The following is a 12456-nucleotide window of genomic DNA, read 5'->3' on the forward strand; positions in this document are numbered from 1 at the left end:
GAGAGCGTCGATCCTTGCCGCCGACGGACCAGATTAGCGGAAGTACGCCCCATCCCCAAGACCTTACCGCCGGTCGGGATCGATCGGGGCGTCCTCCGCCAGCCAACCGAGGATCGTCGGCATCGAGGCAACCGGGCCGGGCTCGGGGAAGAGCAGGGGGGCGCGGATCAGTTCGAGATGGTTCGCGTGGAGGATCCGAGGGGCCTCGACGGAGTCGAGCCGGGTACTCGCGACCGAGACGCACCCATCCCCGAGACCGTCGGTGATCTCATCGAGGGCCGGGGAAGCGGTCCCCGCCACGACCTTGCCGAGCCCTCCCAGCATCCCGCCTAATTTCAGCCGAGACTCGACCTGTCGCCGAGCCCTCGCGTTGAGATAACCGACATCTCCCGCCAGGATGTGATAGGTGACGCCCGATCGACGTTTCTTCCGGTTCAGATCGAGAAGGTACCGGCTCCCGGGCATCATGTCGTCGGCCGCGGCGCCCAGGCCATCCCCCAGGATCGCCAGCGGGTCGGTTCGTCGGGTGCCGTTCATCGCCTGGAGTCCCTGGACCATCTGGAGGAAGGTCTGGGCCCGGGAAAGGCTCGAACCGTGATTGGGAGGGGCGATCAGGATCAGACCCGAGACATCCCGGGCGAAGGTCGCGTCATCCTCGACATAGGAGCGGGCCAGGAGCGATCCCATCGAATGGGCCACGATCGCCCAGGGGAGCGTCTCGCCGTTCTTCGAGCGGAACTCGGCCCAGTCTCGCCGGAATGCCTCGGAGGAATCGTCGAGGTCTCGATTGTAGGGGAAGTCGTAAACGACAATCCCGTAGCCCGCCTGCTCCAACGGCCCGAAGACGTGCTTGAAGACGCCCGAGGTCGAGTTCAGCCCGTGGATCAGGCAGACGGTGGGATGGGCGGCGTCGTTGGGACGGTAGGATGGACGAGAACGGAAACCGTAACGCGATCGACGGGCGATTTCGAGGCTGGCCCGTTTCGAGAGGTCGCGAAGCCGGGCCTCCCACTCGGCCTTCCCGTCCGCCCGAAGGACCTCGTTCGCAAGTCGGATGACCACTTCCCGAGGCTGGAAGTCGATCGCAACCCGGGGGCCCAGCGTATCCCGGAGCAAGGTCCGGGTCAGCGGAGCAGCCAGCCCGGTCATCGGCAGGTGGATCGGACCCGGCGGTCGCTCGATCCTGGACTCGCTGGCCCCGGCGAGCCGCTCGACGATCTCGGTGATATCCACCTCGGCGGCTTCGTTCAGGGGGACCCGGACTGTTATCGGTGGGGGATCATCGAGCGAGGGCGTCGCCAGGACGAGGCAAAGACTCAGCATCGCGATCATACGGCATTCCTCGACCCGCGTTCCTCTCACGAGCCTCGATTGTAATCCTCGGAGGTCCGTTCGGCACCGTCATCTCGATCGCCAATGGAGAAAGCCCGAATCCCGATCGAGGGCGGCTCGATCGAAACTCGGGCTCGTTCGGGAGCGTCCCCGAAGGCACTTAACTAATCAACGGCGGCGACGATTGCCCTGACCGAAGAGGGAACCGATCAGGCTCCGACGCTGGGGGGCCTGGACAGGCGCGGTCATGGGCTGACCGACCAGGGGTTCCGGGGTCATCACCGCAACCGGATTCGCCTCGGGGAGCGGGCCGAGATTGGGCCTCGAAGATTCACGATTCGAAGCCAGGATTGCGTCCGGCGCCAGAGTCATCGAGCCCGGTTCGAGGGTCGATTCCGACGAGATCATCGTCGGGGCCACTTCGGGAAGTTGAGGCATGTCGCCCCGGAAAGTGGACGGCGGCAAGACCTCCGCAGCCCCGACTTCGGGCGTCCCGCGAGTCGCCGGCGAGGCCGGGCTGACCTCGGCCTTGGGCTCGAGCTCGAATGGCGATCGACCTCGATCCGGGGACGGGGCGGGAGCCGGTCGGGGATTGGCGGGTGCCGTGGGGGTATCGTCCATCGGATTCAGGTCGAAGGGCGACCGACCCGGCTCGGGGATCGGCGGCATGTTGGCATCCGCCGCCCCGGGGTCACCGGGCGTATCCCCGTCATCAGGCCCCAGGCCCGGCTCGCCCAGGAGGGGGTCGATCGGCTTATCCAAAGGTCGCTTGCGGAACGATTCGGCGGCGTTGGGAAGTTCGGGATTGGGGCAAGGGCAGGCCCAGCCCTCGGGGAATCTCGACCAGCAGGTCGGGAAATACCCGTAATAGTCGCGCCGGACCTGGGCATAAAACGGCGGCTCGGCGGCTCGAGGCTCCCGCTGCCTCCGGATGGAGAGGTTCGGGAAGAGTTGAGCCTCCGCCATCGCCGGCAAGATGAACAAGAGACCGATCGCCAGCAAGGCAGGCGACCCGGCGATCCTCCGTGACGTTCTCGACATCCTCACCTCGGGTAACTAGGGGAGATGAGCCCGTCGGGGCTATTGCCTGATGACGGACTTCTGGCTGGAAGGGCCGTTACTCGAATTCGATCGGACGGGAATACCCGGCGCTGGAGAGAATCTGGGTAAACAAGCGAGATGGCGAAGGTTGGCCAATTTGAGCGATTTGGTGGCTCTAGCTTGTATGGCGTTTCGATCGATTATGCGTTCGCCTGTTCCTGGGAAAAGGATGGGGGGGATGCCCCCAGAAGCCGATGGAAAGTCATGTTGGGGCGAAATTCGCGAGGCGGTTCAGGAGGCCGTAATGGACAGGATCCCGAATCGAGGGTGGCTCGCGATTTTTCTACTGGTTGGCCTGATCGACCCGGGAGCGGCCCTCGGTCAGGGAGTACCCGAGTCGTCGGGAGCTTCGGGGGCGGCTCGACCTCCGCAAGCCCTTTTGATGAACCCGTATCTCAATCCGTATATGAATCCGTACCTCAACCCCGGGGCGACCCAGCAGAACATGAGCCCGAGCGATGCGCTCCTGTATCTTTACGCCGCCCAGTCGGCGACCGGGGGGATCGGATCGGGCCTCATCAGCGGATCACGACCGACGCCGGGCCGAACCCGGGCGATCGAAAAGTCGGTCTCCACGGCGGTCCCAGGCGGAGGAGCTTCGGGCTTTTTCAATCCGGGTCCGGTGAACGTGAATGGTGCGGGGCGTTATTTCAATCGCAGAAGCCCGCACGGGCGAAATAATGGAAAATGAAGGCCGGATCGTCGCCGATTCCGTAGAGAAGTTCGCTTCTCTTGCCGATTTAACAGACTGAGAACCCGATTTTCGGGTCGGGTGAATGCCCAGGCGGTCACGGGCCCGTTGCCCCGAGTCCGCGACGACCGTCCGAGTACGCGGGATCAGGGCCGGAATTTTCCGGCCGTTGTGCCGGCAACGGCTTGCCGGGCAGGAGCGTCGCATGGATTGCACAAGGGTCGACCGCCGAACGTTGGGTTGTGTCCTTTCGATGGCCATCGTGTTGGCGACCGGTTGCCAGACGGTCAGGACTCCCGAAGAGGATATTGCCAAGCGGAATATCCCCCGGGAATTCACCAAGGTCTCGATGCCCGATTATGTCGTGGAACCGCCCGACATCATCGTCGTTGAGGTCCTCGAAGCCCTCCCGGGCCGACCGATCACGGGTGAGCGGCTGGTCAAGCCCGACGGCAAGATCTCGCTGGGCTTCTATGGCGAGGTCTACGTCGCCGGCCTGACCACGACCGAGATCAAAGAGAAGATCATCCTCCACCTCCGCGAGTACATCACCGACGAGGTCCTCGGGCTCGTCTCGGTGGACATCAAGACGGGCGAGGCGAAGACCATCCCCCCGGCCGAGTCCAACCGGGTCTTCGTGGACATCACCTCGTTCAACAGCAAGGTGTACTACGTCCAGGGAGATGTCGGGGTCCCAGGCCGGCTCCCGATCACGGGCAACGAGACCGTCCTGGACGCGATCAATTATGCCGGCGGCCTGATCCCGACCGCCTCGCATAATAACATCCGTCTGGTTCGACCCGCTCCCCCGGGAGCCTGCTGCGAGCAGCTCTTGCCGGTGAACTATGCCGCGATCGTGAACGCGGGCGATTCCACGACGAACTACCAGCTCATGCCCGGCGATCGCCTGGTCGTCTACCGCGACCCCATCGTCCGGACGACCGTGTTCCTCGACCGGATCGCCGCACCGTTCAACAGCGTCCTGAATTCCATGCTTCAGTACGCCTTCACGGCCAGATCGGTCAAGGCGATTGGTGTCTCGATCAACGGGACCAATACCTCGACCGGGACGACCACGGGCGGCGGTGCGGCTAATGGTGTGACGACGCCGGCGACCAGCCTGAACATCGGCGGCGGTGCTCGCTGAGTTATCCCCGGCTCCTGTACGTATGAAAGGCCGGCGAAAGACCAGCGGCATGGTCATTCGCCGGCTTTCTTCGTCGGCTCGAGATTCAGTCGCCCAGTGAATCGACCCGGCGCGACTTGAAGATCCGGAAAAGGTAGTAAATCGAGGGCACCAGGATCAGCGAACCTGCCCCGATCGCCCCGAGCATCAACCGGAGCGTGATCGCCGGCGAGGCCGAGTTTTCGATCGTCCGACCGGGCGGAACCAGGTTCGGGTGCAACGCCAGGCCGCATCCCAGGAGGACGAACACCACCTGGAGCATCGCCAAGGGTCGGGCGATCGCGTACTGACGCTTGTAGAGGCACGCAAGGGCCAGCGAGGCGAACAGGGCCGTGGTCAACCGGACCCCGAATCCCCAGGGATTCGCGCTCAGGCCCCGGAAGATCATCGGGGCCTCCTCCCGCGACAGCTCGTAAACCACCAGGGCCAGGACTCCGGAGATCGCACCCGAGACGATGGCCCGAATCCGGAAGTCGTCGGCCAGTTCCCGATCGTCGGTCTCCAGGGTCAGATAGACCGCCGCCAGGTAGGCGAACAGGGCCAGCGTGAACAGGCCCACCGCGATCGGGAAGGGCGTGAGCCAGAGCATCGGGCCGCCGTTGAGGTCGAGGCGACCGGTGGCGATCGAGCCGATGATCATCCCCAGGAGGACGGGCGTGATCACGCTGGGGATCGAGAATCGGTGGTTCCAGCGCCGTTCGGCCCCGGGCGATGTGTCGTAGTTCCGGAAGGTGAAGGCCGAACCCCGGAGCACGATCCCCACCAGCATCAGGGAGAGCGGCAAGTGCAGGTGGGTCATGACGGTGTGGAACGCGGGCGGGAAGGCCGTGAACAGCACCACGATGACGAAGATCAGCCAGACGTGGTTCGCCTCCCAGACCGGCCCGATCGCGTGGGCGATGAGGTCGCGCTGGGCCTTGGCCCGGGGACCGGCGGCCAGGAGGTCCCAGACGCCTCCCCCGTAGTCCGCCCCGCCGAACAGGGCGTAGAGCGTCAGCGCCGCCAGCATGATCGAGGCGAGGATCTCCGGAAGGCTCATGACTGCAACTCCTTCGCCTCGGACAATTCCAGAGCGGTCGGGCTCGATCGAAACTGGGCCAGGAGGAGCCGGACGACGATCGCCCCGAGGAAGAAGTAGAGCCCGGTGTAGATCAGCATCGAGTAGACGATTCCCTGGACCGGGGTCACCGCCTCCGATGTCCGCAGGATTCCGTTGATGATCCAGGGCTGACGGCCGACCTCGGTGACCGTCCAGCCGGCCTCGACCGCGATCATCCCGAGCGGGCTGCTCAGCAGGACCGCCCGGAGGAACCACCGAGCATCCGGGACCGACTTTCGCCGCCAGGCCAGGAACCCTCCCACCAGGGCCACCGCCATCATGGCCATCCCGCAGGCGACCATGATCTGGAAGGCGGGATGGACCACCCGGACGTCGGGCCGGTCCTCGGGTTTGAACGAATCGAGGCCGATCACCTCGGCGTTCGGGTCGTCATAGGCCAGGATGCTCAGACCGGCCGGGATCTCGATCGCGTAGCGGGTCTCGCCCGCCTCGACATCCGGGATCCCGCCGATCCGGAGCGGGGCCCGGCGCTCGCTCTTGAACTGGCCTTCCATCGCGGCGAGCTTGGCCGCCTGAGTCTTCGCGACCACCTTGGCCGCGTAATCGCCGCTCAGGGGCTGGAGGATCGAGGCCATCCCGCCGACCGCCAGGGCAATCGCCAGCCCTTTGCGATGGAACGAGTTCTGCCGATCCCGGAGGAGCCAGTAGGCGTGGACCCCCGCCCCCACGAACCCGCACGCGGCATAGGCGGCCAGGGTCATGTGAATCGCCTGGGCCGCCGCCGCCGGGCTGAACATCGCCCGGAGCGGTTCGATGCTGGCCGGGTCGATCTTGCCGTCGACCAGGGTGAACCCGACCGGGGTATTCATCCAGGCATTCGCCAGGACGACCAGGGCCCCCGACGCCGCGCCGCTGGCGGCCACCATGACCCCGGAGAGGAAGTGGGCCCGGGGTGAGATCCGGTCCCACCCATAGAGGTAGATTCCCAGGAAGATCGCCTCGGTGAAGAACGCGAACCCTTCGAACGAGAACGGCATCCCGATGATCGAACCGGCGAACTTCATGAACTCGGGCCAGAGCAGCCCCAGTTCGAACGAGAGGACGGTTCCAGAAACAGCCCCGACCGCGAACAGGATCGCGGCCCCCTTGGACCATCGGCGGGCCAGGATCTTGTACACGGGGTCGCCGGTCCGCAGCCAGGCGGCTTCGGCGATCACCATCATCAACGGCAGGCCGATGCCGATCACCGCGAAGATGATGTGGAATGCCAGCGACATCGCCATTTGCGATCGCGCGGCCAACAAGTTGTTCATCGCTTCGTGAGGAAACTCGCCGTCGAGTCGATCAGATTGGGGACTTCCCGACGGCCAGCTCCTCCTCCCATTGATCGAGCAATGGCCAATCGACGGCGCACGTGCCGAAGTCGGCCATGTGGGTGTAAGATTCCAGCCGGGCGATCGTCGCGTCGAGCAGGGCGTCATCCTTGCGGAAGATCGGCCCGTGCGAAGGGAGCAGGTACTCGGCGTCGCAGTCCCTGATTCGCCTCAAGCTCGCGATGAACTCGACGAGATTCGAGCCGTGATGAGCGTCGATCACGCCGACGCAGCCATCGCGGAAGATATTGTCGCCGGAGAAGAGCAGGTTCCCCATCCGGAACGAGAGCTGGCCCGCGGTATGTCCCGGCGTGCTCCAGACCTGGAGCGACCGATCGCCGATCTTGATCGTATCCCCCTCATCGATCGTCTTGTCGACCTTGCAGCGGGGCATGTCGATCAGGATATTCTGGGCGTCGATCCGGGCATAGGTCATGATCTCGTCGCCCTGCTCCAGCGGGGCCACGCTCCTGGGGTGGGCGTAGACCGGGCATTTGAGCACATCCCGGGCGCGGGCCAAACCCTGGGTATGGTCGGCGTCGGCATGGGTCGCCAGGATCATCTTGCAGGCCGAGAGGCTGAAGTTCATCTGCCGGATCAGTTCGAGGACGTCCCCCAGCTCATCCAGGAACCCCACGTCGATCAGGGCGTATTCCTTCCCGCCATCGATCAGATAGATGTTGACGCCCAGCCGTCGACGGGCCTGGACATTCATCTCGATCACGCCTGGGAAGATATATTGACGCTCAACCATGCCGGGCAAATCTCCGCGATCGGCGGGCTCAAAAAGAGGATGGACGTTCAACCCGAACCGCTCGATCGGTCGGCCTTGAGCTTTCTTGAAGTGGGGCACGTCGGGATTTTACGTTTTTACGAGCAGATCGACAACCACTCGGAAAGCGATGGTCGAGGATCTTCGGTTCCCGAGGAGTGATCGCCCGAGGGATTGATTCCTCGGGGAGTTGCAAGGTTCGATGAAATCGACGGCCGAAATGTCCGCATCGAGCGCCGAATTGCGTGTAGGGGGCGTGCGCGATTCGCAGGGCATGTAATCCGATTCTGCTGTCGAATGCGAGGGATGCCGTTCGACCACTTAGGTTAGGGGACAATCGCCTTTCCAGTGCCCAGGACTCAATCATGAAGACGATCGCTTTTTTCCTGACGACGCTCTTGTCGGCGGTCGTATCCGCGGAGGAGACGCCAACGGTGGGATACGCGCCGGTCAATGGGCTGAAACTCTATTACGAGGTCCATGGGAGCGGAGCCCCGGTGGTGATGCTCCACGGCGCGTTCATGGGCATCTCGGGCGACTGGGCCGATTGGGTCGCCGAGCTTTCCAAAACGCGGAAAGTGATCGCCATCGAGATACAGGGTCACGGCCGAACGGCCGACATCGATCGCCCGATGAGCGCCGAAAACCACGCCGACGACGTGGCGGCGCTGCTGGATTTCCTCAAAATCCCGAAGGCTGACGTGATCGGCTACAGCATGGGCGGGGGCGTCGCGCTGCAGTGTGCGATCCGCCATCCGGAAAAAGTGCGGAAAGTCGTCAGCATTTCGGCCGTGTTCCGCCACGATGGCTGGGTCAAGGAAGCCGTCGAGGCACTTCCCAACATCACGGCGGAAGCCTTTAAAGGCTCGCCCATCGAAGCCGAGTACAAGCGACTGAATCCGAGACCGGACGAATTCCCGGCCTTCGTCAAGCACGTGATAGCCGCGGGCACAAAACCATACGACTTCGGCGCCGACAGGCTCAAGGCCACCAAGGCACCGATGTTCTTCATCCACGGCGACGCCGACGGCGTGCGTCTCGAGCACATCGCGGAGATGTACCGCCTCAAGGGGGGCGAGGTCCACGGCGACATGAGCCCACGCTCGCCGTCGCGACTGGCCATCTTGCCCAATACGACCCATGTCTCCTTGATGGAGCGCATGCCCCTCATCGTCCCGATGGTGAATGACTTTCTCGATGCGGGGAGTGAGTAACAAAAGATACTCTTGGCGTATTCGTCCCGGACCACGGGAAACGGTGGAAGGGGTTTCGTAAGAAGCATCGATCCTTCCCGGCCTCCAACTCGGCGACGGCTCGGGGGAATTCGCCAACAGAATCGGCAATGGAACAGGAAACGGGAATAAGCCTCTGGAGAGGTTGCCCCGAACGGCCAGGCTGCTTTCAAGGAGAAGCAGCCGGCACCTCATCTGTCTTGATCAAGTAGAAGACATCCGTGCGAATCTTGGCTGGGTTGGTATTCCATTCGTCCGTCCAATGACCGTAAATTTCCCAGTTAGGGCCGGCTTGATCGTGACCTTGTTCCGCGCACCATTGGCGAATTGCCTCATGTGCCTCGTGGAGCCGGTTGTAGGGACCGAGGTGCGTCGTCGTGGCTACCAGGCCATCCGGGGTGAACGAGCCGACAACTTCGCCATGCCCGGCGAATGGAGCTTCAAGTTCAACGCCAACTTCCAGGTTGACCTGACCGTCCCAGTAGATCGCGATGTGTCTTCCTGCGCCAGTGAACTTCTGCGAGCGAATGACACTCCACACCTGGCCGCAAGCGATCGGAATGACCTTGGCGAGTTCCTGCGAACTCGCCCGGAGGCGCACGACGGCAAGGGGGTGACTGCCGAATTGTTCAAGCCGGACATCGTATGCCATGCCAATCACCTATACTGGATCGCACTCCGAACGACCTTCACGTATAAGTCGGAATCTACGCCGAGGTCGTGCGAAATTGGGGCAAGCCAACCGGATATTAGCCCCTTCGCCCAGGAAAAACTCGTCGAATAACGATCTTCTCCTGTTTCCCGATCCATTGCTGATACTGTTGGCGAATTCTTGCCGAATGCCGTCAGGCTGGAGCCTGTTAAAGCCGGTCAATTCGAGTCTCCCGGCAACCGACCAGCACGACGAATTTGCAAACCCTTCCCATTGTTATTCGTAGGCTATCCGGGATGGTCGAGCGAGGCCCGGAATTGGGGACTGGCTCCGGAGCGGAGCGGAAGTGCCTCTCCTCATTTCCGGGCGGGAAGGGCGAGGGATGGGGACGGGCACCTCGAGGACGCGGAGCAAGTCCCCATCCCTCGCCCTTCCCGGATTGCCTCTCACGCCTCCGAAAGCGCCGGGGCGAGGTTGAATCTTGAACAATCGGCCCCTGCGTAATGGTCCTGGAATTCTCACGCAGGTCACTCGGCCAGAAAGTGTGGTTAGCGGAGGCTGTCGAGTCGGAACGTGTAGGCGATGCCCCGTGATCCCACCATCGCCAACGCACCGAGGCCGTCCCATGATCGTCTCCGAAGCTCGACGTGAAGCCAACCGCAGGAATGCCTTGCGATCGACCGGGCCGAAGACCCCCGAAGGCAAGGAGCGATCGAGGGCCAACGCCCTGAAGCACGGGCTCTGCTCTTCGGTGGTCGTGGCCGAGGATGCCCGGCTGGTCCAGGATCGGGCCTATGATTATTTCGGGGCGCTCCGGCCCCAGAATCATTTCCAGGCCTGGCTGGTCACCCAGGTCTCGCTCCTGAGTCTCCGGATCGAGCGCTGCGAGCGGATGGAGCGGCGGGTCCGCGACAAGATCGCGATCGAGGCCGAGGTCTCCTGGGAGGAGAATCGTCGGCTCGACGCCTGCCTGCTCGGCGAGCATCTCGGAGAGCGCCCCGAGGTGGTGGTCGAGCAGCTTCGGAAGACCCCTCAAGGATGTGAATGGATGATGACCCGATGGGCCATGCTGGCCTACTCGGCCGACCTGAAGGGCACCTGGACGGACGAGCAGGCCCGGCTGGCCTTCGACCTGCTGGCCACCCCGACCGCCTTTCGAGAAGGCCACAAACCGGGAGCCTCGCTCGACTTCGAGGGGAAAGCGATCGAAGCCCCGGAAGACCTGGCGGGCGTCGCTCGCCGCGAGATCGCCGCCTTGAAGGAGCGTCGAGAGATCATCTCCGGGCTCGACGAGGCCAACCGATCGCTGGCCCAATCCGACCTCCGGGATTTCGACAACCCCGAGCTGAATCGACTCCGACGCTACGAATCGACCCTCCATGGGCGACTCCGCTGGTGCTTGAAACAACTCCAGTCCGAGATGCCCGACCGAGACTCGCCGAGGGGCCTGAGGCAGGAATGGCTGGGCCAGCACGAGCGATCGCCGATCGTCGAGACGCCCCCCTCGCCTCCGCTCCCGGAACTGAACGTCAACCTCCTGCCCGATCCCTCCGCCCCGAAGTCGGTCCACCCGCCGTTCGACCTGGAATTGCACGAGGTCCCCGCGCCCGGCGAGAGCCTGGACCTCCCGATGATCCTCGCCGACCGTCGACAGAGGAAGGCCGAGAGGGCCGACTCGCGTCGCCACCAACGCCGACGAAAGCTCGAACGCCTCCTGGCCTGACTAAGGGCTGGGAAATACGCGCGAAATTCAAATCACTCGACCGGGACTCCGGTCCGAAATGGCCGAGATACGCCCCAGGCTATGAAATTTGGTTGAGATTGGGGTAAATGGTGAAAACGGGTTGTTTCCGCGAGGCGGTTCTGATGCTTAAACGCCTTGAGCGACCCTTCGATTGGTCCTTCGGGTGGGTTGGCGGCAGCTGTTTCGCAGGTCCGGCCGATCGAAGCCAATCCGGTCGCGAAACGAAGCCATTGGCCCTTCTCGTGAGGCAGGGATCAGGATCCGCCGGGCACGGGCGACGTTCGCTCTGGGTGTCTCCGGGGATTCTTGGGGCTGCTTTCCCGACTCCGGCGGTGATCGGCACCCGAAGCAAGCTCCGCGGCGGAAAGCGGCAGCAAGCTGCCGCACTCCAAGGCGGCTTCGCCGCATCAGAGACCGCCGGAGGCTTTGGAGTGCGAGAGCTTGCTCTCGCTTTGCTGGGCGGAGCTTGCTCCGCCGAGACAGACCCCCAGAAAATCTGGTTACACCCTTCGCTCCCGACCCATTTCGGTCATCCTGGCGGGGGTTCTTCGATTCTGGTATCCTCAAGGTTTGCCATGACCACCGTCCGTCGCTCGGGCGTTGTCCCCGAAGGCGGGCCGGTTTGGACCGGCCCGGCGTCCCGACCATGTCCACGCCACTCTTGCCGCAGGCGTTCTGGTTCCGCGTGTCCGCGAGCGCACCCAGGATCGAGGAAATGCCCCGGACTCGGGGACGGTTGTTGGACCTCCCCGAAACATGCTCGATGCCCGATCTCGGCGAGCTGGAAGGTCGGACTTCGTGGGCTTCGGCCCGCGCGGGTTGGAATCCGAGCGGGCTGGGCATCGCGTTCGAGGTCGTCGACAAGGCGGGCCCGATCTCTCCCGAGCCGGGCCGATCGACCGGGCTCGATGGGGTCCAGGTCTGGATCGACACCCGAGACACCCGGAATGTCCACCGGGCCACCCGCTTCTGCCACCGATTTGTGGCGAACCTCACGCCCGGGACCGGCCGAAGCCTGGACGTGGACATCGAACAGAAGCCGATCGCCCGCGCGATCGCCGACGCCCCGACCTCCCGACCGGGCCTGGTCCAGTCCCGGGCCGAACGGACCCTCTCGGGATGGCGGCTGGAATTGTTCTTCCCGGCGGAAGCCCTCCACGGTTTCGACCCCGAGACCAACCGGCGACTCGGGATCGGCTTTCAGGTGACCGACCCGGATCGAGGCGACCTGTATCTCGGCGTTGGCCGGGAGTTCCCGATCGGCGAGGACCCGAGCCTCTGGGCGACCCTCGTCCTGGCCGATTAATTGCACT

At 63.8% G+C, this 12456-nt stretch carries 11 protein-coding genes; 5 read left to right on the forward strand and 6 right to left on the reverse strand.

Annotated elements, in window-relative coordinates; genetic code table 11:
* Positions 1–63: 63 nt before the first annotated feature.
* Entirely contained in the window at positions 64–1332 is a 1269-nt protein-coding gene (locus P12x_RS06915) for an esterase/lipase family protein (protein ID WP_435010153.1), read from the reverse strand.
* Positions 1333–1500: 168 nt separating this feature from the next.
* Complete coding sequence (locus P12x_RS06920) at positions 1501–2373, reverse strand: hypothetical protein (protein ID WP_435010154.1); 873 nt, start codon at positions 2371–2373, stop codon at positions 1501–1503.
* A 304-nt stretch (positions 2374–2677) separates the two neighbouring features.
* On the opposite strand from P12x_RS06920, the gene P12x_RS06925 reads away from it, so the two are divergent.
* Positions 2678–3124: a hypothetical protein gene (locus P12x_RS06925; RefSeq protein ID WP_435010155.1), complete on the forward strand. Its 447-nt coding sequence runs from the start codon at positions 2678–2680 to the stop codon at positions 3122–3124.
* Between the two features lie 253 nt (positions 3125–3377).
* Positions 3378–4271, forward strand: a complete 894-nt coding sequence (locus P12x_RS06930; protein WP_435010156.1) for a polysaccharide biosynthesis/export family protein — start codon at positions 3378–3380, stop codon at positions 4269–4271.
* An 85-nt stretch (positions 4272–4356) separates the two neighbouring features.
* Here P12x_RS06930 and P12x_RS06935 read toward each other — a convergent pair whose 3' ends face one another.
* From P12x_RS06935 to P12x_RS06945, 3 genes are read right to left on the reverse strand one after another with little or no spacing between them, the layout of a single operon-like run.
* The gene (locus P12x_RS06935; protein ID WP_435010157.1) at positions 4357–5349 is read right to left on the reverse strand and encodes a cytochrome d ubiquinol oxidase subunit II; all 993 of its coding nucleotides are present in this window, start codon (positions 5347–5349) and stop codon (positions 4357–4359) included.
* Complete coding sequence (locus P12x_RS06940) at positions 5346–6683, reverse strand: cytochrome ubiquinol oxidase subunit I (RefSeq protein ID WP_435010158.1); 1338 nt, start codon at positions 6681–6683, stop codon at positions 5346–5348. Before P12x_RS06940 ends, P12x_RS06935 begins: the two co-directional genes overlap by 4 nt.
* 31 nt (positions 6684–6714) lie before the next feature.
* Positions 6715–7497, reverse strand: a complete 783-nt coding sequence (locus P12x_RS06945; RefSeq protein WP_435010159.1) for an MBL fold metallo-hydrolase — start codon at positions 7495–7497, stop codon at positions 6715–6717.
* A 383-nt stretch (positions 7498–7880) separates the two neighbouring features.
* Here P12x_RS06945 and P12x_RS06950 point away from each other — a divergent pair, with 383 nt between their 5' ends.
* Positions 7881–8729: an alpha/beta fold hydrolase gene (locus P12x_RS06950; protein ID WP_435010160.1), complete on the forward strand. Its 849-nt coding sequence runs from the start codon at positions 7881–7883 to the stop codon at positions 8727–8729.
* Positions 8730–8916: 187 nt separating this feature from the next.
* Here the strand turns inward: P12x_RS06950 and P12x_RS06955 are convergent, their stop codons facing one another.
* Positions 8917–9399 (reverse strand): GyrI-like domain-containing protein, encoded by a 483-nt coding sequence (locus P12x_RS06955; protein ID WP_435010161.1) that lies wholly within the window; start codon positions 9397–9399, stop codon positions 8917–8919.
* A gap of 625 nt (positions 9400–10024) precedes the next feature.
* Here P12x_RS06955 and P12x_RS06960 point away from each other — a divergent pair.
* Positions 10025–11122, forward strand: coding sequence for a hypothetical protein (locus P12x_RS06960; protein WP_435010162.1), 1098 nt, complete (start codon positions 10025–10027; stop codon positions 11120–11122).
* Positions 11123–11906: 784 nt separating this feature from the next.
* A complete protein-coding gene (locus P12x_RS06965) occupies positions 11907–12449 on the forward strand; it encodes a hypothetical protein (protein WP_435010163.1) in 543 nt (180 codons plus the stop codon).
* The last annotated feature ends 7 nt before the right edge of the window (positions 12450–12456 follow it).

This window comes from Tundrisphaera lichenicola, assembly GCF_051175385.1.
Lineage (GTDB): Bacteria > Planctomycetota > Planctomycetia > Isosphaerales > Isosphaeraceae > Tundrisphaera > Tundrisphaera lichenicola.

Bases quoted from the DNA above. Each gene is read 5' to 3' on its own strand.
- P12x_RS06915 (WP_435010153.1), bottom strand. From the start codon at position 1,332: ATGATCGCGATGCTGAGTCTTTGCCTCGTCCTGGCGACGCCCTCGCTC.
- P12x_RS06920 (WP_435010154.1), bottom strand. From the start codon at position 2,373: ATGTCGAGAACGTCACGGAGGATCGCCGGGTCGCCTGCCTTGCTGGCG.
- P12x_RS06925 (WP_435010155.1), top strand. From the start codon at position 2,678: ATGGACAGGATCCCGAATCGAGGGTGGCTCGCGATTTTTCTACTGGTT.
- P12x_RS06930 (WP_435010156.1), top strand. From the start codon at position 3,378: ATGGCCATCGTGTTGGCGACCGGTTGCCAGACGGTCAGGACTCCCGAA.
- P12x_RS06935 (WP_435010157.1), bottom strand. From the start codon at position 5,349: ATGAGCCTTCCGGAGATCCTCGCCTCGATCATGCTGGCGGCGCTGACG.
- P12x_RS06940 (WP_435010158.1), bottom strand. From the start codon at position 6,683: ATGAACAACTTGTTGGCCGCGCGATCGCAAATGGCGATGTCGCTGGCA.
- P12x_RS06945 (WP_435010159.1), bottom strand. From the start codon at position 7,497: ATGGTTGAGCGTCAATATATCTTCCCAGGCGTGATCGAGATGAATGTC.
- P12x_RS06950 (WP_435010160.1), top strand. From the start codon at position 7,881: ATGAAGACGATCGCTTTTTTCCTGACGACGCTCTTGTCGGCGGTCGTA.
- P12x_RS06955 (WP_435010161.1), bottom strand. From the start codon at position 9,399: ATGGCATACGATGTCCGGCTTGAACAATTCGGCAGTCACCCCCTTGCC.
- P12x_RS06960 (WP_435010162.1), top strand. From the start codon at position 10,025: ATGATCGTCTCCGAAGCTCGACGTGAAGCCAACCGCAGGAATGCCTTG.
- P12x_RS06965 (WP_435010163.1), top strand. From the start codon at position 11,907: ATGCCCGATCTCGGCGAGCTGGAAGGTCGGACTTCGTGGGCTTCGGCC.